This is a genomic window from Streptococcus infantis (assembly GCF_047460405.1).
Lineage (GTDB): Bacteria > Bacillota > Bacilli > Lactobacillales > Streptococcaceae > Streptococcus > Streptococcus infantis_Q.
Genome location: NZ_JASHGH010000025.1, coordinates 1 through 25,607, shown reverse-complemented (window position 1 = coordinate 25,607; position 25,607 = coordinate 1). Strand labels below are relative to the sequence as shown.

At 40.3% G+C, this 25,607-nt stretch carries 27 protein-coding genes; 1 reads left to right on the top strand and 26 read right to left on the bottom strand.

Translation table 11 applies throughout. The features are described from left to right. Window positions 1-133: 133 nt before the first annotated feature. The 10 genes from alaS to budA form a co-directional block, all read right to left on the bottom strand. Complete coding sequence (alaS, locus tag QM928_RS09500) at window positions 134-2,752, bottom strand: alanine--tRNA ligase (RefSeq protein ID WP_414295118.1); 2,619 nt, start codon at window positions 2,750-2,752, stop codon at window positions 134-136. Window positions 2,753-2,768: 16 nt separating this feature from the next. Continuing rightward, entirely contained in the window at window positions 2,769-3,254 is a 486-nt protein-coding gene (locus QM928_RS09495; RefSeq protein ID WP_060955565.1) for an LURP-one-related/scramblase family protein, read from the bottom strand. A gap of 273 nt (window positions 3,255-3,527) precedes the next feature. Beyond that, window positions 3,528-3,779 carry a hypothetical protein gene (locus QM928_RS09490; protein ID WP_371607640.1) on the bottom strand — a complete coding sequence of 84 codons (252 nt, stop codon included), beginning with the start codon at window positions 3,777-3,779 and terminating at the stop codon, window positions 3,528-3,530. Window positions 3,780-3,921: 142 nt separating this feature from the next. Next, entirely contained in the window at window positions 3,922-4,992 is a 1,071-nt protein-coding gene (locus tag QM928_RS09485; protein WP_414295119.1) for an ABC transporter substrate-binding protein, read from the bottom strand. After that, window positions 4,989-5,762, bottom strand: coding sequence for an ABC transporter permease (locus QM928_RS09480; protein WP_371560328.1), 774 nt, complete (start codon window positions 5,760-5,762; stop codon window positions 4,989-4,991). Before QM928_RS09480 ends, QM928_RS09485 begins: the two co-directional genes overlap by 4 nt. Further along, entirely contained in the window at window positions 5,759-6,565 is an 807-nt protein-coding gene (locus tag QM928_RS09475; protein ID WP_060955562.1) for an ABC transporter permease, read from the bottom strand. Before QM928_RS09475 ends, QM928_RS09480 begins: the two co-directional genes overlap by 4 nt. Next, a complete protein-coding gene (locus QM928_RS09470) occupies window positions 6,546-7,703 on the bottom strand; it encodes an ABC transporter ATP-binding protein (RefSeq protein WP_075230684.1) in 1,158 nt (385 codons plus the stop codon). The genes QM928_RS09475 and QM928_RS09470 overlap by 20 nt, the downstream gene beginning before the upstream one ends. A gap of 160 nt (window positions 7,704-7,863) precedes the next feature. After that, window positions 7,864-8,769, bottom strand: coding sequence for a UDP-N-acetylmuramate dehydrogenase (gene murB, locus QM928_RS09465; protein WP_045763349.1), 906 nt, complete (start codon window positions 8,767-8,769; stop codon window positions 7,864-7,866). A gap of 117 nt (window positions 8,770-8,886) precedes the next feature. Beyond that, a complete protein-coding gene (locus QM928_RS09460; RefSeq protein ID WP_414295120.1) occupies window positions 8,887-9,639 on the bottom strand; it encodes a YhfC family intramembrane metalloprotease in 753 nt (250 codons plus the stop codon). Window positions 9,640-9,651: 12 nt separating this feature from the next. Beyond that, a complete protein-coding gene (budA, locus tag QM928_RS09455) occupies window positions 9,652-10,380 on the bottom strand; it encodes an acetolactate decarboxylase (protein WP_371560310.1) in 729 nt (242 codons plus the stop codon). A gap of 509 nt (window positions 10,381-10,889) precedes the next feature. Here budA and QM928_RS09450 point away from each other — a divergent pair. Further along, window positions 10,890-12,164 (top strand): PLP-dependent aminotransferase family protein, encoded by a 1,275-nt coding sequence (locus QM928_RS09450; protein ID WP_414295121.1) that lies wholly within the window; start codon window positions 10,890-10,892, stop codon window positions 12,162-12,164. 19 nt (window positions 12,165-12,183) lie between these two features. On the opposite strand, the gene QM928_RS09445 is transcribed toward QM928_RS09450, so the two are convergent. From QM928_RS09445 to QM928_RS09370, 16 genes are all read right to left on the bottom strand, one after another. Continuing rightward, a complete protein-coding gene (locus QM928_RS09445; RefSeq protein WP_414295122.1) occupies window positions 12,184-12,996 on the bottom strand; it encodes an ABC transporter substrate-binding protein in 813 nt (270 codons plus the stop codon). Window positions 12,997-13,153: 157 nt separating this feature from the next. Then, window positions 13,154-13,807, bottom strand: coding sequence for a phosphate signaling complex protein PhoU (phoU, locus tag QM928_RS09440; RefSeq protein ID WP_414295123.1), 654 nt, complete (start codon window positions 13,805-13,807; stop codon window positions 13,154-13,156). Between the two features lie 10 nt (window positions 13,808-13,817). Then, window positions 13,818-14,576, bottom strand: coding sequence for a phosphate ABC transporter ATP-binding protein PstB (gene pstB / locus QM928_RS09435; protein WP_414295124.1), 759 nt, complete (start codon window positions 14,574-14,576; stop codon window positions 13,818-13,820). 12 nt (window positions 14,577-14,588) lie between these two features. After that, window positions 14,589-15,392 carry a phosphate ABC transporter ATP-binding protein PstB gene (pstB, locus tag QM928_RS09430; protein ID WP_414295125.1) on the bottom strand — a complete coding sequence of 268 codons (804 nt, stop codon included), beginning with the start codon at window positions 15,390-15,392 and terminating at the stop codon, window positions 14,589-14,591. Window positions 15,393-15,402: 10 nt separating this feature from the next. Further along, window positions 15,403-16,287 carry a phosphate ABC transporter permease PstA gene (pstA, locus tag QM928_RS09425; RefSeq protein ID WP_414295126.1) on the bottom strand — a complete coding sequence of 295 codons (885 nt, stop codon included), beginning with the start codon at window positions 16,285-16,287 and terminating at the stop codon, window positions 15,403-15,405. Further along, the gene (gene pstC / locus QM928_RS09420; protein ID WP_414295127.1) at window positions 16,277-17,194 is read right to left on the bottom strand and encodes a phosphate ABC transporter permease subunit PstC; all 918 of its coding nucleotides are present in this window, start codon (window positions 17,192-17,194) and stop codon (window positions 16,277-16,279) included. Before pstC ends, pstA begins: the two co-directional genes overlap by 11 nt. Then, window positions 17,194-18,072 carry a phosphate ABC transporter substrate-binding protein PstS gene (locus QM928_RS09415; protein ID WP_414295128.1) on the bottom strand — a complete coding sequence of 293 codons (879 nt, stop codon included), beginning with the start codon at window positions 18,070-18,072 and terminating at the stop codon, window positions 17,194-17,196. The genes pstC and QM928_RS09415 overlap by 1 nt, the downstream gene beginning before the upstream one ends. Window positions 18,073-18,181: 109 nt before the next feature. Beyond that, window positions 18,182-19,495, bottom strand: coding sequence for an RsmF rRNA methyltransferase first C-terminal domain-containing protein (locus tag QM928_RS09410; protein WP_414295129.1), 1,314 nt, complete (start codon window positions 19,493-19,495; stop codon window positions 18,182-18,184). A gap of 6 nt (window positions 19,496-19,501) precedes the next feature. Next, window positions 19,502-20,269, bottom strand: a complete 768-nt coding sequence (locus QM928_RS09405; protein WP_414295130.1) for an inositol monophosphatase family protein — start codon at window positions 20,267-20,269, stop codon at window positions 19,502-19,504. Continuing rightward, complete coding sequence (locus QM928_RS09400) at window positions 20,259-20,537, bottom strand: UPF0223 family protein (RefSeq protein WP_045763367.1); 279 nt, start codon at window positions 20,535-20,537, stop codon at window positions 20,259-20,261. Before QM928_RS09400 ends, QM928_RS09405 begins: the two co-directional genes overlap by 11 nt. Beyond that, on the bottom strand, window positions 20,538-20,939 hold the full coding sequence (locus QM928_RS09395; protein WP_045763368.1) for a Spx/MgsR family RNA polymerase-binding regulatory protein: 402 nt from the start codon (window positions 20,937-20,939) through the stop codon (window positions 20,538-20,540). Between the two features lie 210 nt (window positions 20,940-21,149). Further along, window positions 21,150-21,773 (bottom strand): TIGR01906 family membrane protein, encoded by a 624-nt coding sequence (locus QM928_RS09390; protein ID WP_414295131.1) that lies wholly within the window; start codon window positions 21,771-21,773, stop codon window positions 21,150-21,152. Further along, window positions 21,763-22,536, bottom strand: coding sequence for a TIGR01457 family HAD-type hydrolase (locus QM928_RS09385; RefSeq protein WP_075231720.1), 774 nt, complete (start codon window positions 22,534-22,536; stop codon window positions 21,763-21,765). The genes QM928_RS09390 and QM928_RS09385 overlap by 11 nt, the downstream gene beginning before the upstream one ends. A gap of 10 nt (window positions 22,537-22,546) precedes the next feature. Continuing rightward, window positions 22,547-23,284, bottom strand: coding sequence for an acyl-[acyl-carrier-protein] thioesterase (locus tag QM928_RS09380; RefSeq protein WP_311523607.1), 738 nt, complete (start codon window positions 23,282-23,284; stop codon window positions 22,547-22,549). A gap of 4 nt (window positions 23,285-23,288) precedes the next feature. Further along, entirely contained in the window at window positions 23,289-24,419 is a 1,131-nt protein-coding gene (hemW, locus tag QM928_RS09375; RefSeq protein ID WP_414295132.1) for a radical SAM family heme chaperone HemW, read from the bottom strand. 175 nt (window positions 24,420-24,594) lie between these two features. Continuing rightward, window positions 24,595-25,607 (bottom strand): LPXTG cell wall anchor domain-containing protein (locus QM928_RS09370; protein WP_414321998.1); only part of this gene is annotated, 1,013 nt, incomplete at its 5' end.

Sequence of the window (25,607 nt, the reverse complement as noted above, 5' to 3'; positions counted from 1 at the left end):
ATATGAATCTTTCTAATGAGTTGTTTTGTCGCTTTTCATTATAGGTCATATGGGACTTTTTTTCTACAACAAAATAGGCTCCATAATATCTATAGGGGATTTACCCACTACAAATATTATAGAGCCTATTTTCTTACAATTTGCTTGCTACGGCATCCAACAAGTCTTGGATTTTCGCCTGGTTGCTTCCTCCTGCCATGGCCATATCTGGTTTACCACCACCACGTCCATCGACGATTGGAGCCAATTCTTTAACCAAGTTGCCTGCGTGCACATCTTTTGTCTTGCTCGCTACAAGAAGGTTGACCTTGTTACCAATAGCTGCGACAAGAACAAGGACATCAGAGTAATCTTTTTGTTTCCAGTTATCCGCAAAGGTACGAAGGGCACCTGCATCTGATACAGATACTTGGCTGGCAATGTAACGGTGACCGTTTGCTTCTTGAACATTCTTGAAGACATCACCTGCCGCCGCTGCTGCTGCTTTTTCCTTCAATTCTGCATTTTCTTTTTGCAATTGACGGAGTTGTTCTTGAAGTCCTTCAACCTTGTGAGGAACTTCCTTGAGTTGAGGAGCTTTCAAGGTTGCTGCGACTGCTTTCAGTGCATCTTCTTGGTCACGATAAGCTTCAAAGGCCTCTTTACCAGTCACTGCCAAGATACGACGAGTTCCTGATCCGATACCTTCTTCTTTGACAATCTTGAAGAGACCGATTTCAGAAGTGTTGCCAACGTGGGTACCACCACAGAGTTCCACTGAGTAGTCACCAATGGTTACAACACGGACTTCCTTACCGTATTTCTCACCAAAGAGGGCCATAGCTCCCATTTCTTTAGCTGTGTCAATATCAGTCTCAACTGTTTCCACTGCGATGGCTTCCCAAATCTTCTCATTGACTTGTTGCTCAATAGCACGCAATTCTTCAGGAGTGACAGCTTGGAAGTGAGTGAAGTCAAAGCGAAGGAATTCTACTTCATTAAGTGAACCTGCTTGAGTTGCATGATGGCCAAGAATATTGTGAAGAGCCGCATGGAGCAAGTGAGTGGCTGTGTGGTTCTTCATGACACGATGACGACGATTGCTATCGATAGCCAAAGTGTATTCTTGGTTCAATGCAAGAGGAGCAAGAACTTCAACGGTGTGCAATGCTTGTCCGTTTGGTGCTTTTTGAACGTCTGTTACTGTAGCTACGACATTTCCTGCAGCATCCAAGATTTGACCATGGTCCGCAACTTGTCCACCCATTTCAGCGTAGAATGGAGTTTCTGCAAAGATAAGTGACGCAGTTCCTTCAGCTACACCTTCTACTTCAGCATTATCAGCTACGATAGCCACCAACTTAGAAGACAATTGACTAGCATTGTAGTTGAAGACACTTTCTACAGTGATGTTTTGAAGGGTTTCGTTTTGCATACCCATAGATCCACCTTTGACAGCAGATGCACGCGCACGTTCTTGTTGTTCCTTCATGGCTGCTTCGAAACCTTCACGGTCTACAGTCATTCCTGCTTCTTCAGCAATTTCTTCTGTCAATTCTACTGGGAATCCGTATGTATCATAGAGTTTAAATACATCTTGACCAGCAATAACAGATTGTCCTTTTTCTTTCAAGTCTGCTACGATGCCTTGGGCAAAGTGTTGACCTGAGTGAAGAGTACGAGCAAATGACTCTTCTTCGCTCTTAACGATTTTTTCGATAAAGTCACGTTTTTCAAGCACTTCTGGGTAGTAGCTTTCCATGATTTTTCCAACAGTTGGAACGAGTTTGTAAAGGAAAGGCTCATTGATACCCAATTTTTGACCATGCATAGAGGCACGACGTAGGAGACGACGAAGGACATAACCACGACCTTCATTTCCAGGAAGGGCACCATCTCCAATCGCGAATGAAAGAGAACGGATATGGTCGGCAATGACCTTGAAGCTCATGTTATCGCCATCTTGGTCGTAAACCTTACCAGATAATTTCTCAACTTCACGGATGATTGGCATGAAGAGGTCAGTTTCAAAGTTTGTCTTAGCACCTTGGATCACTGCTACCAAACGCTCTAAACCAGCGCCCGTATCAATGTTTTTGTGTGGCAATTCTTTGTACTCGCTACGAGGAACAGCAGGGTCTGCGTTAAATTGTGACAATACGATATTCCAGATTTCGATATAACGGTCGTTTTCGATATCTTCTGCAAGAAGACGAAGACCGATATTTTCTGGGTCAAAGGCTTCTCCACGGTCGAAGAAGATTTCTGTATCAGGTCCAGAAGGTCCCGCACCGATTTCCCAGAAGTTGTCTTCGATTGGGATCAAATGACTTGGATCTACTCCCACTTCAATCCAGCGGTTGTATGAATCCTTGTCATCTGGATAATAAGTCATGTAAAGTTTGTCTTTAGGGAAGTCAAACCACTCAGGACTTGTCAAAAGCTCATATGCCCATGTAATTGCTTCGTCACGGAAGTAATCCCCGATTGAGAAGTTTCCCAACATTTCAAACATAGTATGGTGACGGGCAGTCTTCCCTACGTTTTCGATATCGTTGGTACGGATTGCCTTTTGAGCATTGGTAATACGTGGGTTTTCAGGAATGATGGTTCCATCAAAGTATTTTTTAAGAGTGGCAACCCCTGAGTTGATCCACAAAAGTGTTGGGTCGTTTACTGGAACCAAGCTAACGGATGGTTCTACTGAGTGGCCTTTTGTAGCCCAGAAATCAAGCCACATTTGGCGGACTTGTGCACTGGATAATTGTTTCATATGTATCTCCTTTTTACTAATTTGATTGGCTTTCTAGCATTTCCACATAGTCAATAGCGACACAGAGGGAAATGACTAGGTCTGCATAAGATTCGTCATAGACGGTTACGGTATAGGTAGAGGTTAAATGGAAAAGTTCCTTGGCAATCTCAGCAATCACTTGGTCACGATCATCCAGCAATTTAAAATTCAAATCCCAGACATTTCCTTCGATACGAAGACCGAGATTATCAAACTCATACTTATCTCTGAAGAAAGTCAACTTCTTTCGGATATAAAAATGATCTCCATTACTGAGTTGAATCTCAAAACGAGGTAGGAAAGTTAAGACTTCCTTACTAATCTCACTGACCTGTTCACCAGCAACATCATAGATGGTAAAGGTTTTAGGAATCTTAAAAAAAGAACCTTCAACCTGATAGGCAACATTGCCCAACTCATCCTTGATATCAAAGCGTTCACCACCTAGGCGAAATTTTTGTTTGACAAGAAATCTTCTCATAAGCACCTCCAAAAATAAAAGACAAATCCATATCACGAAGGGCGAAAAACCGCGGTACCACCTTCATTCAATGAACTTGTCATTCTTTCGTTCTTATGCAATTGTTGGATTGAGTAGCATGACTTTCTATCTTAGATGGCTCGCAGCACCGCCAATTCTCTGAACTAAGATGGAGAGAAAATCAATTCTCAACTTTCTTATTATATCGTTTTTTTAAGTCTGCGTCAACTGGAAATAATCCTCATTTAAATAACCAACTCCCTATATCTCTGGTTAATTTTTCAGGATATATTTTTTCTTACTGCCATTTTTCTTTTTATCCCAACTTTTATTCCAAGTTTTCGAATTGCTATACATAAATACGAAAATATTTGCAAATATAAAGTAACCTATCACCAAATGTATGGAATCAGTTGTTAGGTATTGTCGATCCAAGCCATCCTTTAAATGGAATAGTATAATTGTTTCGTTAACAATCAAAAAGGTTGGCCAATAACTTTTTTTGAAAAAAGTAGACATTTTCATGATTTGTTGCCGCTTTCTATTATTATAAACTTAGTATACTACTAGGCTATAAAATAAGCAAATAGGATAGTAAAAATACACAGCTATAGAACTATTCAAAAAACGAACCAGTTGTTACTGATTCGTTTTCTTTCAAATACTCCTACTTCCGATACATCTTAAATTGTAGGAAGAGATCGCTGTAGATACCTGTCCATTTATGGTCAAATTTCTCATAGACCTCTAGGTGTTTCATAGTGTCTGCATCTGGATAGAAGGACTTGTCTTCTTTTGTCTCCTCTGGAAGCATTTCCTTAGCAGCATTGTTTGGTGTTGAATAGCCGACATACTCCGCATTCTTGAGAGCATTGTCAGGTTTTAACATAAAATTGATGAAGGCATAGGCTGCATCCTGGTTCTTGACAGTCTTAGGAATGACCATATTGTCAAACCAGAGATTACTTGCCTCTGTCGGTACGACATAGCGAAGATTTTCATTTTTCTCCAGCATCTGACTAGCTTCACCTGAGAAGGTCACACCGATGGCAGCATTATTCTGAATCATATAACCCTTCATCTCATCCGCCACAATAGCCTTGATATTCGGTGTTAGCTTGTAGAGTTTGTCTACTGTCTCTTCTAATTGTTCAGGATCTTTGGAGTTAAGACTGTAACCTAGAGAGTTAAGACCTAGTCCAAGTACCTCACGCGCTCCATCAAAAAGCATAATGGAGTTCTTATACTCTGGCTTCCAAAGGTCGTCCCAGTGTTCAGGCGCTTCTTCCACCATAGTCTCATTGTAGACGATTCCCAGGGTCCCCCAGAAGTATGGGATAGAGTACTGATTGTTGGGATCAAAGGACTGGTTGAGAAATTCAGAACCGATATTCTCAATGCCCTCAATCTTACTATAATCCAGTGGAACCAGGAGGTCCTCATCCTTCATCTTATTAATCATGTACTCACTCGGGATAGCAATATCATAGGTTGTTCCACCCTGCTTGATTTTCGTGTACATGGCTTCGTTGGAGTCAAAGGTTTCGTACTGGACTTGAATCCCGGTTTCTTCTGTAAATTTCTCTAGAAGTTGAGGATCGATATAATCTCCCCAGTTGTAGATGACCAATTTTTGGCTATCACGACTATTGATTTTACTGTCAAGATGATAAGAAATTCCCCACAAAACAAGGATAATCGCTAGAATTCCTGCTAAAAATGAATAGAGTCGTTTCATGCTTGCTCCTCCTTCTCACGTGAAATGAAGTAATATCCGACAACTAGGATAATACTAAAGAGAAAGACCAAGGCTGAAAGAGCATTAATTTCTAGAGAAATTCCCTTACGAGCTCTAGAGTAGATCTCAACTGACAAGGTTGAAAAACCATTTCCCGTTACAAAGAAGGTCACGGCAAAGTCATCTAAGGAATAGGTGAAAGCCATAAAGTAACCTGCGATGATAGACGGCGTTAAGTATGGGAGCATGATTTCCTTAAACATTTGGAACTGGCTAGCTCCAAGGTCATAGGCCGCATGAATCATATCTCCATTCATCTCTTTTAATCGAGGCAAGACCATAAGCACTACGATAGGAATGGAGAAGGCCACGTGACTAGACAGAACAGTCAGAAAGCCAAGAGAAAACTTGAGTTGTGTAAAGAGAATCAAGAAGCTGGCACCAATCATAACATCTGGCGCAACCATCAAAATATTATTGAGCGATAAAAAGGCTTCTTGGTATTTTTTGCGTGATTGGTAGATATAGATAGCACCGAAAGTCCCAATAACAGTCGCAATCAAGGCTGATAGGAAGGCTAAGAAAAAGGTCTGAACCAAAATCAGCATGAGTCTCCCATCACCAAACATGGTTTCAAAGTGAGTCCAGCTAAAGCCTGTAAAGCTATTCATATCATCGCCTGCATTAAAGGCATAGCCGATCAAGTAAAAGATTGGCAAATAAAGGACAATAAAGACAAAGGCTAGGTAGAGATTGGCAATTTTTTTCATCGTTCTCTCCTTTCCTTAGTCACCCACATAGTGATAAACATGGTCAGGATAAGAACAACACCGATAGTTGAACCCATACCGTAGTTGTCATTGGTCAGGAAGTTTTGCTCGATAGCAGTCCCCAAAGTAATCACTCGATTCCCACCAATCAAACGAGTCAGCATGAAGAGACTCAAACTTGGGATAAAGACAGATTGAACGCCGCTTCGCACCCCATTCATAGACAGAGGGAAGATGACATGACGGAAGGTTTCCCACTTGGTCGCACCTAGATCATAGCTAGCATTAATGAGATTATTATCCATATCATCCAAAACGTTGAAGATAGGCAAAATCATAAATGGAAGCTCGATGTAGCTTGCGACAAAGATAAAGGAGAAATCCGTAAAGAGCAACTGCTGCGAACCAATTCCGATAAATTCTAGGAATTGGTTAATAGAGCCATTTTGGCCAAAAATCCCGATAAAGGCATAAGCCTTAAGGAGAAGGTTAATCCAAGTCGGCAGGATAATTAGCATGAGCCAGAGTTGACGGTGTTTGAGACGAGTCAAAAAGAGGGCAGTTGGGTAGCTAATCAAGAGTGTCACTAGAGTCACAAGCCCTGCATAAAGAACAGAGTTGAAACTCATTTTAAGATAGGTCAAGTTTTGTGACGCAAAATAAGATTTATAGTTTTCTAAACTGAACTGGCCTTCGATATTGAAAAAGGATTGTCCAAAAATTAAGACCAAGGGTGCCAAAACAAAGAGTGCAATCCAAAGCATGTAGGGCACTACAAAGAGTTTAGAGGTTGTTTTCTTCATCTCTTTCCTCCTCGATAGCGTTGATCAAACCTGCTTCTTGCTCTTCGATTTCTACGTATTCCTCGATACGTGCATCGAACTCTTCTTCTGTTTCATTAAGACGCATGATGTGGATGTCTTCTGGCTCAAAGTCCAGACCGATTTCCTCACCAACGATAGCCTTACGAGTCGAGTGAATCATCCATTCGTTGCCAAGTTCATCATAGGCGATAATCTCATAGTGAACCCCACGGAAGAGCTGCGTATCGACCTTAACTTGAAGTTTTCCTTCTTCTGGAAGGGTAATGCGCAAGTCTTCTGGACGAATGACGACTTCAACCGGTTCATTTGGTTTCATACCACCGTCGACCGCTTCAAAGCGTTTGCCGTTAAATTCGACCAAGTAGTCCTCAATCATGGTTCCTGGCAAGATGTTTGATTCACCGATAAAGGTTGCAACAAAGTGGTTGATTGGCTCATCGTAGATGTCAACGGGTGTCCCAGACTGAACGATTTCACCGTCATTCATGACAAAAATCCAGTCACTCATGGCCAAGGCTTCTTCTTGATCATGGGTAACAAAGACAAAGGTAATGCCCAATCGCTGTTGCAGTTCACGCAGTTCGTACTGCATATCTGTTCGCAACTTCAAGTCCAAGGCTGACAAAGGTTCATCCAAGAGTACCACACGAGGCTGATTGATAATCGCACGCGCAATAGCTACACGCTGACGTTGTCCTCCAGAAAGCTTACGAATCGAACGTTTTTCGAAACCTTCTAGCTGAACCATCTTGAGAACTTCTAATACACGTTTTTCGATTTCTTTTTTATCGACCTTACGCAATCGCAATGGAAAAGCAACATTTTCAAACACATTCATATGTGGGAACAAGGCGTAAGACTGGAAGACCGTATGAACATCACGTTTATTGGTCGGGATGTCATTGATACGGACACCGTCTAGCATGATATCACCAGTTGTTGCATCCAACAAACCTGCAATGATATTTAGGATGGTTGATTTTCCTGAACCAGATGCACCTAGCAGTGTATAAAATTTCCCTTCTTCCAACTCAAAATTAATATCTTTGAGAACCTTGGTGTTGCTATCTTCAAAAACTTTAGAAACGTTTCTGAATTCGATAATTGGTTTTTTCAATTGGCATAAATTCCTTCTTTTTCATAGATTAACAGATCAGGGCTCTGTCAGGCCGCTACTACCTCTTGCAGGGAGTTAGACCACCTGCATATATCTTCGCTACCGATAGGCTTTCACCCCCTTTACATGTCTAGTTAGCAGCAGCTAGGCTATTTTTATTTTATTCATGCTCTCCTAGGATTCGAACTTCTCGCTCGAGAGTAACACCTGAGTGTTCTTTAACCTTTTCAATGACAGACTCAATCAAGTCTTCATAATCTCTAGCAGTTCCATCAGCAATATTGACCATAAAGCCTGCATGCTTTTCTGAAACTTCTACGCCACCAATACGATATCCCTTCAAACCAGCTTCTGCAATCAATTGACCTGCAAAATGACCCACTGGACGTTTAAAGACTGAACCACAAGAAGGATACTCTAAAGGTTGTTTGAGTTCACGAAGGTGGGTCAATCGATCCATTTCTTGTTTGATAACTTGGTGATTACCTGGAGCTAAGGCAAACTTAGCAGATAGGACAACTGCTCCTGATGCTTGAATGGCTGAATGACGATAACCAAAAGCCAAGTCTTTAGCAGACAATGTTTCGATTTCACCTTCCTTAGTCAAGATTTGACAAGACTGTAGAACATGAGCAATCTCACCACCATAGGCGCCAGCATTCATAAAGACTGCACCACCGACGCTTCCTGGAATTCCACAAGCAAACTCAAAACCAGTCAAGCTATGACGGAGGGCAATACGAGTGGTTTCAATCAAGTTAGCTCCAGCTTCTGCCTCAATGGTATAGCCATCAACAGAAACGTTATTAAGCTTGTCACACATGATTACAAAGCCACGGACTCCACCCTCACGAACGATAATGTTACTTGCATTTCCAAGAACCATCCAAGGAATGTTTTCCTGATTGGCAAATTTTACCACACGAGCCATCTCGTAGCGATTACGAGGAAATACTAAATAATCTGCCTTCCCTCCAACTTTAGTATAGGTATAAGTTTTTAGCGGTTCATCGAATCGAATATCGATTCCTTCTAAGGTTTCTTTTAGTTTATCTAATACGGTCATTTTTCTAATCCTTTTATAAAATTCATTCCATTATACCATTTTTAGCTCTATTTTTCGATGATTTGGTTAGCTTTTTCAAAAGCTCAAACTAAAAAGAGGATGAACCTCTTTATTGTATTATTGCTTTTTATAAAAGATCGTTTTTGTAAAGTAAATAAAAATAATAACTTCCACTGCTAACAATCCTTCTACGAGAAGGGGATTTGACAACCAACCAACTTGAGATAGGCTCGGAGCCAAATCAAATAGGGCGTGCAAACCATAAGCCGCTACTAGGTAAATCCATTTCTTTTGGCGAACTGCTTGATAAACCCAGAAGGTCAAACCGACTTGAAGAAGCAAGGCTAGGATTCGCTCAAGTCCCAAAAGGTAAATCTGCCATGCTGCTAGATTATGAATGGTGGCAAGTGTACTCTCAGGTAAGAGTTGCATGATAGCTGGATTTTGCGATTCAACTGCTGAAAATAGGATAAAGAGATTGAGTAAACCAGCAATTCCGATATAAATCATTTCTAGCCCACCATGACCAAGACCATAGGCGAGGGCATCTGAATCTTCCATCTCTCTTTTTTTGTTCAACCATTTGAAAAAGATTAGTCGAGCTGTTTCTTCAAACAAAGCAGCCATACAGATCCCGTAAATCACATATAGAAGGGGATTTTCCGTCATGAGTGGAACTGTCCCATCCTTTTGTGGATGAAGAACCAAGAGATGAACGATTTTCTCCAAGACTTGAGAAGAGGCAAAAAACGCAACTGCCCCAAGACCCAAAACTGCAAAATTAATCTTATATTGCTTTCTTGCATACCAAACTGCTGCAATGAGAAAGGCAAATAAAGCCAGCATCGTTATTATTACATGAATTTTCATATTTGACTCCTTTTATTCTGCCTGTTCGATATCTTTTTTCATCTCGTCAACATTAAACTTAGCAAATAGATACTGACGGTCCTGAACAGGAAAACGTTGATCCAACTGGTCAACAGCTCCCACCTCTACAATCCCTTCCTTGATAACGAAGTCCATAACGTGGCCACCAAAGGTTAGATCGTCTGAAATGAAGTGCAAATGATAACCAGCAACACTAACTCCATGGAAAATTTCAGGTGTCCAAAAACCAACGATAGTTCCTGAGACATTGTCACAGCTATATTCAGGCTGATGCGTCGCAACCTCAGCAAACTTCGTTTCAGTTGTTGATTTTGGTATCATACGAACATGCATATGCTTAAAATCACCATGAATCTTAATCGAACGAAATAGATTTTCTCCATCATAATAGGACTCAATACGTTTTTCAAGTTCCTGATCAGTCATTTCAAAACGCTGACGGAAAATAACCTCTGCCTGGTGGGGTACAACTGCTGCATAGGGGATCAAGGCATCTGGTGAAACTTCCACAATTTCAGGTTTATCACCTGACCCCTTAGCTTGATAAGCCTTTCCATCTAAGACAATCAATTCCCCGTCAATGGAATCTAGAGTTCCTAGTCCTAAATCTCCATGTTCAAGCAATTCACCAACGGTCATGGTTCCACCGTAAAGTCCAGCCATCAAGGCTCCCAAAGTATTATATTGGAATAATTTAACTGGTTCTTGCACCTTCATCATCTCACTCTTCTTTGAAAATTTTACTTACTAAGTATATCACATTTCTGATTAGAATTGAATGCTAGACTACCTTTTAATACTCAATGAAAATCAAAGAGCAAACTAGGAAACTAGCCGCAGGTTGCTCAAAGCACTGCTTTGAGGTTGTAGATAGAACTGACGTAGTCAGCTCAAAGCACTGCTTTGAGGTTGTAGATGCAACTGACGAAGGCAGCTCAAAAAACTGTTTTGAGGTTGTGGATAGAACTGACGAAGTCTGCTCAAAAAACTGTTTTGAGGTTGTGGATAGAACTGACGAAGTCTGCTCAAAAAACTGTTTTGAGGTTGTAGATGGAACTGACGTAGTCAGCTCAAAACACTGTTTTGAGGTTGTGGATAGAACTGACGTAGTCAGTAACATATATACAGCAAGGCGACGTTGACGCAGTTTGAAGAGATTTTCAAAGAGTATAACATTGCCAAACTTCTAAAAAAAAGGTACAATGTAACAAAATCATGAGAGGTCTGGGATGAAGCAAGAAAGCAAGTATGAACAAGTCGTTCACTATCTAAAAAATGAGATAGAATCAGGTAGATTTCCCACTGGAAGTCGCCTACCATCTATCCGAAAACTCAGTCAAGATTTTCACTGTAGCAAAGACACCATACAGCGCGCACTCTTAGAACTCCGATACCAGAAATATATCTACTCCAAACCTCAAAGTGGTTATTATGTATTGGAGCAACAAACCAGTCATGAAGATCTAATTATCTCAGTCAACGATGAGCATGCAGCAGCCTATGATGATTTTCGTCTTTGTGTCAACGAAAGCTTGATTGGACGAGAAAATTATCTCTACAACTACTATGAACACCAAGAGGGCTTAGAAGAATTACGAGAGTCTGTTCAGACATTGCTCTTTGATCAAGCGATTTATAGTAAGGCAGATCAGTTGGTTATGACGTCTGGAACCCAACAAGCACTGTTTATTCTTTCTCAGATCGATTTTCCAGGTCAAGCACAGGAAATACTGGTCGAACAACCGACCTATCATCGGATGAACCAGCTGCTACTAGCTCAAAATCTTCCTTTTCAAACCATTGAACGTCGAGTGGACGGCATTGACCTGAAAGAACTTGAGGAACAGTTTAAAAGCGGAAAGATTAAGTTTTTCTATACCATTCCCCGTTTCCACTATCCTCTGGGCCATTCTTATTCTGAAGAGGAAAAACTTGCTATCCTTGACTTAGCTGCAAAATATCAGATTTATATCGTTGAGGATGACTACCTGGGTGACTTGGATCCTAAAATGGGACAAACCTTTCATTATCTGGACCAACATGATTTGGTCATCTATATCAAGTCCTTTTCTACGAGTCTATTTCCTGCCCTTCGGATTACTGCCCTACTTCTTCCTAATGCGATCAAGGAAGCTTTTGTAACCTATAAAAACATTCTCGACTATGACAACAACCTTATCATGCAAAAGGCTCTATCACTCTATATTGATAGTCAACTCTTTGAGAAAAACAGACTAGCACGATTAGCACTGCAAGAAAAAAGTCAGGATCACATCCAACAGCTCTTACAAAGCTATCCCATTTCTCTACCGAGCTATCCACTTCATGATGGGCTTTTACTTGATCTCAGGAACTATCCTAGCATCGCTAGTCTTAAACACAGTCCTCTAGGACTCGACTTCTTTGAATCTTCCTATCTAGCGAACTGCCCTTATCACTTTGCAAAAGTTCCTTTAGAAAATATTGAAGAAACACTAAGCTATTTAAAAACAGAGCTGGACTGAAATCCAACTCTGTTATTTTTTATTGTTCTACTTCTGTTAGCTTAGCAGCTTTTTCAAGATAAGTTTGGTAAGTTCCGTCATCTTTCAGTTTTTGGATGACCTTATCAACTACTTCCTTCAAATCTGAGTTACCTTTTTTGATAGCTACAGCATTAGCTTCACCTTCTGTCATAGTCAAGTTTACTGTAGCCACTGCCAAATCTGAGTTCTTAGCAGCATAGCTTAATGCTACTGGCTCATCCATATGAACGGCATCTACTTTACTAGATTGAAGCTCGTTGACTGCTTCTCCCATGTTTGTCAAAGAAGTCAACTGTGCCTTTGGAAGTTGCTCTTTAACCATAGATTCAGGAACAGTTCCTTTCTGAGCTGCAATATTAGCACTTGCTAGAGAGTCCAAATCCTTGTATTTTTCAAGATCTGATTTTCTGATAAGGAAGCTAATTTTATTTTCATAGTAAGGAATTGAGAAATCAAAGACTTCTTGTCTTTCTTCAGTTGCACTGATTCCCGCAATTGCTAGGTCTGCTTTTCCTGTTTGAAGACTAGTCAAGACATTATCAAAACTCATGCTTGAAACTTCCAATTTCACTCCAAGTTCATCAGCGATTGCTTGCGCCATGTCAATATCAGCACCTACGACTTGGTTCTTACCATCTACAAGGGCTTGAAACTCAAATGGCGCATAGTCAGGACTAGTTGCGACAACTAATTTTCCTTTTTGCTTGATGGCCTCCACTGCTGACTGCGAGCTTGAGTCAGATGACTGACAGGCTACTAAAAAGAAACTTGCCAAAAAACTAAAGATTACTAAAAACCACTTCTTATTCATAAATAAACAACCTCTCTGTTAATTTTGTATAATTATAACTCTATAAACTTTGTTTGTCAAGCATATTCTAAATTTTTATGAAATATTTTTGATTTTTCTTTCAAAAAAGGAGCTTTTACTTACTAATAAGCTCCTTTTTTTGCATAATTAATCAATCTTACAATTCAACAATCTTACCTGTTTCAAAGTAAACAACCCATTCACAGATATTTTTTGCATAGTCACCGATGCGTTCCAAGTAGGAAATAACTTGGAAATAATCACGACCTGTGATAATGGCTTCAGGATGTTTCTTGATTTCTTCTGTAGCTAGGTCTCGAATGTTATCAAAGTAATGGTTGATATTTTCATCCATAGTTGCAACTTCATAGGCTTGATCCACAGAACCATTCAAATAAAGTTCTAAAGCTGCCTCAACAAAGTTTTTTACTTCACGACCCATTTTTTTAATTTCTTCTTCAACTGCAGGGATACGTTGTTCACCCTTCATACGAATGGTTGCCTCAGCAATGGATACAGCATGGTCTCCCATACGTTCCAAGTCTGAAACAGCCTTTAGAACTGTTAGAACTGTACGTAAGTCTTGTGATACTGGTTGTTGAAGGGCAATGATTTCAAATGATTTCTTTTCAAGTTTCAATTCGTATTCATTGACTTCTGCGTCTTGCTCGATGACTTCTTTAGCCAAGTCACGGTCATGGGTGACAAAAGCACGTACAGTACGATTGATTTGGGAAAGAACTTCTTGTCCCATGGCGTAGAATTGGTTATGCAATTTCTCTAAATCTTCTTCAAATTGAGATCGTAACATCTTTTTCTCCTTATCCAAATTTACCTGAAATGTAATCTTCTGTTTCCTTATGTTGTGGATAGAGGAACATTTCCTTGGTATCGTTAAATTCAATCAAATCTCCATTGAGGAAAAAGCCTGTTTTATCAGAGATTCGAGATGCTTGCTGCATAGAACGAGTAACCAATAGCATGGTGTACTTGTCCTTGAGACTATATAGGGTTTCTTCGATTTTTCCAGCCGAGATAGGGTCTAAGGCTGAGGTCGGCTCATCCAAGAGGATAATCTTTGGACTAGTCGCCAATACACGGGCTACACAGACACGTTGTTGTTGTCCACCTGATAGACCAATTGCTGAATCATGCAAGCGATCCTTGACCTCATCCCAGATTGAAGCACGCTGTAAAGCTTTCTCTACTGCTTCATCCAAAACGTTCTTATCTTTTTCCCCATTAATGCGGAGACCATAAACAACATTTTCGTAGATAGACATTGGGAATGGATTGGGTTGTTGGAAAACCATTCCGATTTCCTTACGTAACTCAACGGTATCAGTACGAGGGCTATAAATATTGTGACCATTATAAACCACTGAACCAGTAGTGGTCACTTCAGGATTAAGGTCACCCATTCGGTTAATAGCCTTGAGCAGGGTTGATTTCCCAGATCCAGACGGACCGATAAGGGCTGTAATTTCCTTGGGTTGGAACGATAAGGAAACACTATTCAAGGCCTTTTTTTTATTGTAATAGACTGACAGGTCTGAAACCTGTAAAATCGGTTCTATCATACTATTTCCTCTCTAACCAAAGTGTCCAGTTACATAGTCATTTGTTGACTGTAGCTTAGCATTTTGGAAAATATTAGCAGTTTTATCATACTCGATCAAGTCACCCAAGTAGAAAAATCCAGTGTAGTCACTAGCACGCGCAGCTTGTTGCATACTGTGTGTCACGATAATGATGGTAAAGTCCTTCTTCAACTCAAACATAGTTTCTTCAAGTTGAGCTGTCGCAATCGGATCCAAGGCTGATGCTGGCTCATCCATTAAGAGGATGTCTGGTTTTACAGAAATAGCACGAGCGATACAGAGACGTTGCTGCTGACCTCCTGAAAGCGTTAAGGCTGACTTGTGAAGGTCATCTTTGACCTGATCCCAGAGGGCAGCCTGGCGAAGTGAGGTTTCTACAATTTCATCAAGGACCTTCTTGTCCTTAACTCCTGCACGTTCATGTGCAAAGGTGATGTTGCGGTAGATTGATTTAGCAAATGGGTTTGGACGTTGGAAAACCATTCCGATGTGTTTACGCATTTCATAAACATTGATTTCAGGACGGTTAACGTCGATTCCCTGATAGAGAATTTCTCCTGTAACCTTTGCAATATCAATGGTATCATTCATACGGTTGAGACTGCGTAGGTAGGTTGATTTCCCTGATCCAGACGGACCAATCAAGGCCGTGATTTTATTTTTTTCGAATTGCATATCGACGCCCTTAATGGATTCGTTTTTACCGTAGTAAACATGTAAATCCTTAGTAGAGAGGGCCACTTTTTCTTCTGGAAAGGTAATGATATGCTTTTCATCCCAATTATATTTTGACATGGCTTCTCCTTTAGGCTGCAGTTAATTTCTTATGTAGATAGCTTCCGAGTTTACGTGCTCCAAAGTTAAAGATCAAGATAAAGATGAGGAGCACTGCTGCAGAACCCGCTGAAACTAGAGTTCCATCAGGAATGGTTCCTTCACTGTTGACTTTCCAGATATGGACAGCCAAGGTTTCTGCTTGACGGAAGATTGAGATTGGACTGGTTACACTGAGAACATTCCAGTTAGACCAATCAAGAGCTGGTGCAGATTGACCTGCTGTATAAATAAGGGCTGCAGCTTCTCCAAAGATACGACCTGATGCAAGTACGATACCTGTTACAATACCAGGTAGGGCTTCTGGGATAACGACATGAAGAACTGTTTCCCAACGAGAAAGCCCAAGTGCCAAACCAGCTTCACGTTGCGTATGGTGAACGTGTCTCAAACTGTCTTCAACGTTACGAGTCATCTGTGGAAGATTAAAGACTGTTAAAGCCAAGGCACCAGAAATAATGGAAAATCCATACTCAAACTGGACTACAAAGATGAGGTAACCAAAGAGTCCCACAACGACTGATGGTAGAGATGACAAGATTTCAATACAGGTACGAACAAAATTAGTCACACGACCTTTTTTAGCATACTCTGCTAGGAAAATTCCAGCTCCCATTGATAGGGGCACAGAGATAAATAAGGTAATCACTAAAAGGAAAAAGGAATTATAAAGCTGAATTCCAATACCACCACCTGCTTGATAAGAGGATGACTTTCCTGTCAAGAAGGACCAAGAAACATGAGGCAAGCCTCGAACCAAGATATAAAGAATCAAGGAAGCAAGAATGGTCACAATGATTCCTGCGATGGTGTAGAGGACAGCTGTAGCAAGTTTATCTAATTTCTTAGCGTGCATAGTTTTTCTTTCCTCTCTCTTTCGTAATCAATTTAATGACACTGTTAAAGGCCAAACTCATCAAGAGCAATACTAAGGCCAGTGACCAAAGAACGTTATTATCAACAGTTCCCATAACGGTATTTCCGATTCCCATGGTCAATACAGAAGTCAAAGTCGCAGCTGGTGTCGTCAATGAAGTTGGGATAACTGCTGAGTTACCAACGACCATCTGAATAGCAAGAGCTTCACCAAAAGCACGCGCCATCCCGAAGACCACTGCCGTAAAAATCCCTGAGCGGGCCGCCTTCAAGGTCACACGCCAGATGGTTTGCCAGCGAGTTGCTCCCATGGCTAAACTAGCTTCACGGTAGTGACGAGGAACTGCACGTAAGCTATCTGTAGTCATGAAAGTCACGGTCGGTAAAATCATGACAAAGAGAACGAAAATCCCTGATAAAATACCAAAACCTGTCCCACCAAAGACACTACGTACAAATGGTACGACGACCTGCAATCCGATAAATCCATAAACTACTGAAGGAATCCCAACTAGGAGTTCAATAGCAGGTTGCAAAATCTTTGCCCCTTTTGGTGATACCTCTGTCATAAAGACTGCCGCACCAATAGCAAAAGGGGTAGCAATAATAGCTGACAAAATCGTTACAATAAAAGAGCCTAAAATCATTGGAAGGGCACCAAATTGTTTACCTGATGGATTCCAAGTTCCTCCAAAAAGGAAATCAAAAATATTCACACCATTGATAAAGAAAGTTGATAACCCTTTTTGAGCTACAAAAATCAAAATCATAGCAACAATAATAACAATCAAAGATAGGCAGGAAAAAGTCAATCCTTTCCCAAATTTCTCAAGTCGAGAGTTCTTTGACGGGGAGAGCAATTTTTTAGATAATTCTTCTTGATTCATTATTTGCTCCCTTCTAGCGCAGTCACAGTCCCTGAAGCATCTTTTTCAACCTTCATTTCCTTAACTGAAATATAACCCATTCCTTTAACGATTCCATTTTGAGCTTCATCTGAAAGAACAAAGTTTAAGAATTCGGCAACCAATTCATTTGGTTCACCTAGTGTATACATATGTTCATAAGACCACAAAGGCCAATTATTCGTGGTTACATTCTCTGAAATTGGTTCATAACCATTGAGTTTGATAGTCCCAACTGAGTCATCAACATAGGCAAAAGCTAAGTAGGAAATAGCACCAGGGGTTTGAGAAACAATTGATTTAACCATTCCGTTGGAATCTTGTTCCTGACTTTGCATTGCTGATTGCCCATTCATGATCACACTGTCAAAAGTGGCACGAGAACCTGAACTTGCCGCACGGTTGATAATAGAAATCGCCAAATCCTTACCACCAACTTCTTTCCAGTTGGTAATTTCCCCTGTAAAGATTTGTCGGAGCTGATCGGTCGTTAGATTATCAACATCTACTTCTTTATTGATAATAACAGCCAAACCTGCGACAGCTACCTTATGGTCGACTAGGGCTGAAGCATCAATACCGTCTTTTTCCTCCGCAAATACATCGGAGTTGCCCACGTCTACTGCTCCTGACTGAACCTGTGAAAGGCCTGTACCAGAACCTCCACCTTGTACATTGACCGTTTTACCGATATGAGCTGATGCAAATTCATCTGCAGCCGCCTCGACTAATGGTTGGAGAGCAGTTGACCCAACAGCCGTCATAGACTCCCCACGATCAATCCAACTTGCACACCCTGCTAGTGAACCAGCAAGCAATAGAGCTGCAAGAGAGTGTGTGAGTTTTTTAAATTTTTTCACTATTTGTCTCCTTGAAAATAATGGTGAATAGCTTGGAATTTTGCCCTATTTTTCTAATGATCTATGCAAAAATCCATACTTCCACTATAACATAGAATACTGATTTTGACTAGTTTTTTACCTTAAACCTCAAGCCCTTAGGGAAATAATTCTTCAAGATATTTCCGGTCACTTTTGCAAAGCCTAAACCATTCCCACCAACCAAAACTTGATACCAGTCATTTGGCAAAGTTTCAGACAGCTGAACTGTTTCACCAGCTACGTATTTGACAAAGTCCTCTTCATGAATTTCAATTCTTTGATTGACTTTACTTGGTTTCAAGGCTAAGCCAAGTGCAAAACTTGGTTCAAAACGTTTCTTCTTAAAGGTTCCAAGATGAAGTCCGTTTCGTGCAATCCTAAGTTTACCCAAATCTGGTAGGAATTCTGGTAAGAGGTACAGTTGGTCTCCAAAAGTCTGTAAAATACCTGGCAAATTTATCTTTAGATGTTTTTTTTCAAAATCTTGCCATAAACTCAACTGTTCGCGACTGAGATTAGTCTTAGAAGGCTTGAACTTCCCTGACTTGTTTTGTCCTTTAAACTGAAGATGGGCCACGAACTGACCTTCTCCCTTAAAATGGTGAGGATACATACGAGCTGTTTCAGGCAAGTCAATCCCAGGAACCATTCCATTGATATGTGTAACTGGAATCAATTCAAAATCATAACTATCCAATAACCATTTGACAATTTCTTCGTTTTCTTCTGGAGCCCATGTACAAGTCGAATAAACCAAACAACCACCATCAGCCAACATGGTGACCGCATCCTCTAGAATTTCACGCTGCAAGTCAGCACATTGGCTTGGATATTCTACACTCCAATAATCCATGGCATCTGGCTGTTTTCGGAACATCCCTTCTCCAGAGCATGGTGCATCTAGGACAATTAGGTCAAAATATCCCTTAAATACTTTAGCCAAACGATCGGCAGATTCATTGGTTACAACAACATTTGTTGCACCAAAACGCTCCATATTTTCAACCAAAATCTTAGCTCGCTTGCTAGAAATTTCATTGGAAACAAGTAGACCGTCACCTGCAAGATAGGCTGCCAGTTGAGTTGATTTCCCACCGGGAGCCGCTGCCAAATCCAAGACCTTCATGCCTGGTTTTGGTTGAGCTACTTGTGCAACCATTTGTGCAGCAGGCTCTTGTGAATAAACTAAACCTGTTACATGTTCAGGAGATTTCCCAGAAACCTTGCCATAATAGCCCCAAGGTGTATGTGGAATAGCATCTGAAAAAGAAACCTGGCTTTCTTTTAAGGGATTGATGCGAAATGCGGAAACTGCCTCATCATCAAAAGAGGCAAGAAAAGCTCTTGCCTCATCTCCCAATATTGCTTCATATTTTTTTACAAATCCTTCTGGAAATTGCATGTAAGTTTATTTCCTTTCATAGATATAGGATTGGATTTCTGCCAACTTGTCTGTTGGAACCATCATGATTGGTTGTCGTGTCTGAAAATCCACCGGCTCTCCAGTTAAGGTTACAATCTGATAACCTAAACTTTTTCCAATGATACTAGCTGCAGCATAGTCCCAAGGTTGGAGATAGGTGATATAGGTCAATAGCTGACCAGATAATATTTTTGAAAAGCTGATAGCAGCACTTCCATAGATACGTACACCAAGTGAAGCATTAGCCAATTCTGCCACACCCCAGGCGTTTGTTTCCAACATGCCAGCATTACTCGCAATTAGAAAATCTCGCAAGGGCTTATCCTTAAAATTAGGCAAGGGTTCTTCATTGAGACAGGCCTGAAAAGTACCTCCTCCATGATAACAATGACCTTTCATGACATCATAAATGATCCCAAACTGGCCCACACCGTTTTCAAAATATGCTACCATAATGGCAAAATCATCACCTTGTGCGACAAAGTTGTTGGTACCATCAATGGGATCAATGACCCAAACAGATCCATGTCCAACTGAAGCACGTAAACATCCCTCTTCTGCACAAAATTGGTCATCCGGAAAATGCGAACGAATCTTATCAATCAAAAAATTCTGAACTTCCTTATCCAAACGAGTCACCAAGTCTGTAGGGGATGATTTTCTCTCAATATGCAATTCTTCCTGCATATGAGCTAGAATATAGTCTCCTGCTTCCTTGACAATCTCTTTGGCAAACATAAATTTATTTTCCAAGCGAAATCTTCCCTTCCCCTTGTTCTTTGGCCAATTGGACAGCTCGATAGAAGGAGTAACCACTCGCAGTTTCAAATTCACGGCCCAAGCGTTTTTCTTCACTCTTGCTTGGAACAACCGCTTTGAATCCCTTATAGGAATCTAGTAGTTTTTTTGCCTCTACCTTAGTCTCATAGGCAGCTTCAACATCATTAAAAAAAGAAAGCACTGAAGCAAGTTCTTCAGTGCTCCACGACAAATCTAGTGGGTAACTATACTGTTTATTCATCTAATTAATACCAGCTCTCAATGTAGCTTCTTTCAGTTCTTGTTTACGGTAACTACGAGGGAGAAAAGCACGAATCTCATCTTCATTAAAACCGATTTGCATCCGCTTTGCGTCAATAATAATCGGACGACGCAAAAGACTCGGATACTGCTCAATTAAATGAAGTAACTCCGATACTGAGATACTCTCTACATCAATATTCAATTTTTGAAAAATCTTTGAACGAGTCGAGATGATGTCATCAGTACCATTTTCGGTCAAGGAAAGAATGTGTTGCAGTTCTTTTCTCGTTAAAGGGCTGGTCATAATATTATGCTCTTGGAAGGGCACTTTATGATTCTCGAGCCAGGCCTTTGCTTTACGACATGATGTACAACTCGGTGATAAAAATAGTGTAATCATGCTTTCCTCTTCTTTACATACTTTTCTATTCCTATTATACAAAAAAATAAAGCGCTTGACTAGTTATTTCCGTAAAAAAACCTACTTTTTCAAGAAAAATAGGTTTTTTAGAATCAAATGTGAATGTTTTGCTTAAATGTAGAAATATTCATGTTACAAACGATAGTTTTTTCCTAGATTTTATTTGAAATCAGTAATACTTTTCTTCACTTATCTATTTGTTTTTCTACTCTGTAGGTACAGAAATCCAAAAATCAATTCATACAAGCAGAAAAATAGAAGAAAGGCATGGAGGAAAAAATCCTCTGGTAGGATAAGAATGACTGGATCCTTTGCCGGATCAAATAGCCAGGTATCATCACCTACAAAAAGAATTTGATGAAACAAAGTAAAGAACTGCTCAAATCCAATGAAGACACCAACTAAACCAAGAACCAAAGGTAGAGAAAGTATGATTAAGAGTGCTCTACGATAAAGTGGCAGAAAACCTTTCTGAATAACTTGCTTCCAAAAAAGATAGAAAATCGGTAGAGTTACTACTGCTACTCCTTGAGCAAGATGGAAAAGTCCCTTCACAACTGCAAAATGATGGATTCCAGATGCAGATGAAGGAAAATCCAGCATTTCCAATACTTGACTCAATGGATTGGTCAAATAATCCATCAAAGCATTAAAATTATGCTGGATGGTCTGAGGTTGCAGATGAACACGATTTGTCAAGTTTAACCAAGAAATCTCCAGAGGGTAAACCAACCAAGCCAGGTAAATGGTCAATAAAATCGCAAGCGAGAGGAGAAAGAGAATACTTCCTACAAAAGTAAACTTAGTTTTCATCGAAATTCCACTCCGCTAGACTTGAAAGGACATGAGTTGGTTCAATTGGCAAATCCTCTACTTCTTCAGGTTTTGTAAATCCTGTCGTTACCAAAAGACTAGGAATGCCATTGTCAATACCAGCTCGAATATCAGTAAGATAATTATCTCCCACCATGACAATTTCTTGGCGTTCAAGGCCTAGGTGTTCAACAGCCTTGTCCATAATAATCGCATTAGGTTTTCCAATATAAACTGGTTTTACACGAGTTGCTGCTTCAAGAAGAGTAATCAGTGAACCAGCACCAGGTAAAAGTCCACGTTCTGTTGGAATATTTAAATCTGGATTGGTGCCGATAAAATGAGCACCTTTATGGATAGCTAGGGTCGCCGTAGCAAATTTTTCATAGTCAACTTGCCAGTCCAAACCTACAACCACATAGGCTGGATTTTCTTTATCTTCTACATACCCTGCTTCTTGAATGGCTTCCTTGAGCCCTGCTTCTCCAATCACATAAACTGTCTTTTCAAGACCTAAATCATTCATGTAATCAATTGTAGCTAAAGTTGCAGTATAGATCGTCGATACAGGTGTGTCAATGTTAAACTGATTGGCTAACATCTCTTGAACACTTTCAGGTGTACGAGTGGTGTTGTTTGTTACAAAAAGATAAGGAAGCTCTCTTTTTTGTAACTCGTGAACAAAAGCCTCTCCCGCAGGGATTCTATCTTTCCCCTTATAGATCGTTCCGTCTAAATCAATTAAATATCCTTTATAAGTCATATCTTTCTTTCTAATCTTTTTTAATTTCTTGCCAAGTTATCCTTGCCTTAGCATTGGTGTCACCATCACTTGTGACTTTATGATTACTCTCTAATCCATTTAATTCATAACTAGAAGTAATCATTCCACCTGGTCGAACTTCCTTAACATATTTAAGGTTAATTTTTTTAGGGATATGGTTAGTCAGGAAATCGGCTCCCATGACCTCAAAAATCCAATCTAGGTATTTGCTGTTATTGACGTGACCATTCATATCTAAGTCATAGAAACGAACGTGATAATCCTTGCTTATCGCTTCTTCCAGCTCTCTATATTTTGGCCCACGGACCCATTTCTTAGAAAACTCAGATTGATAAGGGGCAATAATTTCTGCTACTACAGGATGAACCTTTCGACTCTCACGATCCATAAGGACAAAGGTAGCTACCATATGAATGATTTCTTGACCATCTTCATCATAAATAGTAAATCGGCGGTAGCAAAAGAGACGATTATAGGTCAAAGCTTCTGTTTCAATGGTGATTTCCTCAGCAAAACGAGGCAAACGAACCACGTCAATATCATAATCTGTGATAATCCAGACCAGATTATACTGTTCTAAAACATCCTTGTCACTCACTCCCAGTTCAATTGACTGCATTCCTGATACCTGGAGGGACAATAAGATAAGGTCTGGTAGCTTGATATGGCCATTCATGTCAGCCATATCAAAAGGAATTTTCATCTTCATTTGATAAGTTAAGCCCATAATTCTACTCCAATATAAATCGTTCTGCTACTGTATCACCTAAGAAGAGACCTCTCTTAGTCATACGAACACGATCACCCTCAACCTGCATAAGACCTTGTTGAATCAAGTCTTTAACAATATCTCCATAAAGTTCCTGGAAAGATCGTTCGAATTTTTCTTCAAATCGCGCCATGGAAACTCCTGACTTCTTGCGAAGGCCGAGAAACATCTCTTCTTCCATTTGCTCCCGTTGACTCAAGTGTTCTTCATTGATACGAGCACTTCCCTCTTCTACCGCCTTTAAATAATGGCGGATCGGCCCATGGTTTTTATAGCGAACACCGTCTACATAGCCAGACGCACCAGCACCGATTCCATAATACTCAGCATTGTCCCAGTACATAAGATTGTGACGACTTTCAAATCCTGGCTTAGAAAAGTTAGAAATCTCATAGTGCTCAAAGCCAGCTCTTTCTAGTTCTGCAATGATATACTCAAACATCTCTGCTTCTAATTCTTCCTTAGGAAGTGGCAATTTCCCTCGTCGCATACGATTCATAAAGACCGTATGATTTTCTAAAATTAAGCTATAGAGACTCATATGAGGAATATCAAGGGCAATTGCCTTGACAACATTGTCCTTGACCTGGTCCATGGTCTGACCAGGAAGTGCGTAAATTAAGTCAATGGAAATATTGTCAAAACCAGCCAGTTTGAGGCGGTCGATATTTTCATAAATATCCTTTTCCGTATGACTACGCCCTATCTTTTTCAACATTTTATCATCAAAGGTCTGAACACCTAGTGAAACACGATTAACTGCAGAATTTTGCAGAACAGCAATCTTATCAGCATCCAGATCACCAGGATTAGCCTCAATGGTCAACTCTTCCAACATTGATAAGTCCAGATTTTTAGTCAATCCTTCTAACAAAACTTCCAATTGAGAAGCAGACAAGGCTGTCGGTGTCCCACCACCAATATAGAGTGTACGCAATTTTTGAATATCATAAGAATGAAATTCTTGCAGTAGATGCTCTAGATAGCTGTCTACTGGCTGATTTTTAATAAAGACCTTGGAAAAGTCACAATAATAACAAATCTGTGTGCAAAATGGTATATGCACGTAGGCTGATGTCGGTTTCTTCTGCATAGTATTTATTATACCACAAAAGCGAACAATACTTAGAATTCCGTTTAACAAAATCCTAGCATTGTTCGCTTTCTTTATCTAAACATTCTTTTTATTTTACGACTAACATGATTCCCAGAACCAATCTAGTTTGTCTTTATAACACAAAAGAATGAATGTTTATTTGACTAAATTTTTAGTCTTCTTTTTTCTTTCCCAAAGCAAGTCCGAGACCGCCTAGAATACCAAGAAGGCCTAGAGAGGCAAGAGTCGCATTTGATTCAGTACCAGTATTTGGCAATACTTTTTGAGAATCATTTGACTTAGCTCCATTAGTATCAGGTGTTACTGGTGCAACTGGTGTTTCTGGTGTTACCTTAGCTGGAGTTTCTACTGGAACTTCAACTGCTGGTTGACCTGGTTCAGTAATCTTACCTGTACCTGGTACTTTACCGTCTGGTAATTCACTGTTTGGTACTTTACCTTTACCGTCTTCACCGATTGTGACTGTGATTGGGTTACCATCTTTACCTGGGATTTCTACCTTAGTTCCTGGTGGGAATGTTGAACCATCTGGTTTCTTAGGTGTTACTGTAACGTCACCTGTCTTAGGATCTTGTTCAACATCTAGTGTTGGTGTCTTACGAGCTGGTGTTGTTACATCTACTGGTTGTGATGGTTTCTTGTTAGGTTCTGTTACTGTTCCTGTACCTGGGACATCTTTCTTAGGAAGGTTGTCATTTGGTACTTCACCTGAACCATTGTCGCCAATTGTAACTGTGATTGGTGTGCCATTTTCACCTGGAATTTCTACCGTAGTTCCTGGTGGGTATGTTGAACCGTCTGGTTTCTTAGGCGTTACAATCGCATTTCCATTTGGTTGTTGAGTGATTTCAATCTTACCTGGTTTTTCAGTTACTGGTGTTTCTGGTGTTACCTTAGCTGGAGTTTCTACTGGAACTTCAACTGCTGGTTGACCTGGTTCTGTAATCTTACCTGTACCTGGAACTTTACCGTCTGGTAATTCACTGTTTGGTACTTTACCTTTACCGTCTTCACCGATTGTAACTGTGATTGGCTTACCATCTTTACCTGGGATTTCTACCTTAGTTCCTGGTGGGAATGTTGAACCATCTGGTTTCTTAGGTGTTACTGTAACGTCACCTGTCTTAGGATCTTGTTCAACATCTACTGTTGGTGTCTTACGAG

Bases quoted from the DNA above. Each gene is read 5' to 3' on its own strand.
- alaS (WP_414295118.1), bottom strand. From the start codon at position 2,752: ATGAAACAATTATCCAGTGCACAAGTCCGCCAAATGTGGCTTGATTTC.
- QM928_RS09495 (WP_060955565.1), bottom strand. From the start codon at position 3,254: ATGAGAAGATTTCTTGTCAAACAAAAATTTCGCCTAGGTGGTGAACGC.
- QM928_RS09490 (WP_371607640.1), bottom strand. From the start codon at position 3,779: ATGAAAATGTCTACTTTTTTCAAAAAAAGTTATTGGCCAACCTTTTTG.
- QM928_RS09485 (WP_414295119.1), bottom strand. From the start codon at position 4,992: ATGAAACGACTCTATTCATTTTTAGCAGGAATTCTAGCGATTATCCTT.
- QM928_RS09480 (WP_371560328.1), bottom strand. From the start codon at position 5,762: ATGAAAAAAATTGCCAATCTCTACCTAGCCTTTGTCTTTATTGTCCTT.
- QM928_RS09475 (WP_060955562.1), bottom strand. From the start codon at position 6,565: ATGAAGAAAACAACCTCTAAACTCTTTGTAGTGCCCTACATGCTTTGG.
- murB (WP_045763349.1), bottom strand. From the start codon at position 8,769: ATGACCGTATTAGATAAACTAAAAGAAACCTTAGAAGGAATCGATATT.
- QM928_RS09460 (WP_414295120.1), bottom strand. From the start codon at position 9,639: ATGAAAATTCATGTAATAATAACGATGCTGGCTTTATTTGCCTTTCTC.
- budA (WP_371560310.1), bottom strand. From the start codon at position 10,380: ATGATGAAGGTGCAAGAACCAGTTAAATTATTCCAATATAATACTTTG.
- QM928_RS09450 (WP_414295121.1), top strand. From the start codon at position 10,890: ATGAAGCAAGAAAGCAAGTATGAACAAGTCGTTCACTATCTAAAAAAT.
- QM928_RS09445 (WP_414295122.1), bottom strand. From the start codon at position 12,996: ATGAATAAGAAGTGGTTTTTAGTAATCTTTAGTTTTTTGGCAAGTTTC.
- phoU (WP_414295123.1), bottom strand. From the start codon at position 13,807: ATGTTACGATCTCAATTTGAAGAAGATTTAGAGAAATTGCATAACCAA.
- pstB (WP_414295124.1), bottom strand. From the start codon at position 14,576: ATGATAGAACCGATTTTACAGGTTTCAGACCTGTCAGTCTATTACAAT.
- pstB (WP_414295125.1), bottom strand. From the start codon at position 15,392: ATGTCAAAATATAATTGGGATGAAAAGCATATCATTACCTTTCCAGAA.
- pstA (WP_414295126.1), bottom strand. From the start codon at position 16,287: ATGCACGCTAAGAAATTAGATAAACTTGCTACAGCTGTCCTCTACACC.
- pstC (WP_414295127.1), bottom strand. From the start codon at position 17,194: ATGAATCAAGAAGAATTATCTAAAAAATTGCTCTCCCCGTCAAAGAAC.
- QM928_RS09410 (WP_414295129.1), bottom strand. From the start codon at position 19,495: ATGCAATTTCCAGAAGGATTTGTAAAAAAATATGAAGCAATATTGGGA.
- QM928_RS09400 (WP_045763367.1), bottom strand. From the start codon at position 20,537: ATGAATAAACAGTATAGTTACCCACTAGATTTGTCGTGGAGCACTGAA.
- QM928_RS09395 (WP_045763368.1), bottom strand. From the start codon at position 20,939: ATGATTACACTATTTTTATCACCGAGTTGTACATCATGTCGTAAAGCA.
- QM928_RS09390 (WP_414295131.1), bottom strand. From the start codon at position 21,773: ATGAAAACTAAGTTTACTTTTGTAGGAAGTATTCTCTTTCTCCTCTCG.
- QM928_RS09385 (WP_075231720.1), bottom strand. From the start codon at position 22,536: ATGACTTATAAAGGATATTTAATTGATTTAGACGGAACGATCTATAAG.
- QM928_RS09380 (WP_311523607.1), bottom strand. From the start codon at position 23,284: ATGGGCTTAACTTATCAAATGAAGATGAAAATTCCTTTTGATATGGCT.
- hemW (WP_414295132.1), bottom strand. From the start codon at position 24,419: ATGCAGAAGAAACCGACATCAGCCTACGTGCATATACCATTTTGCACA.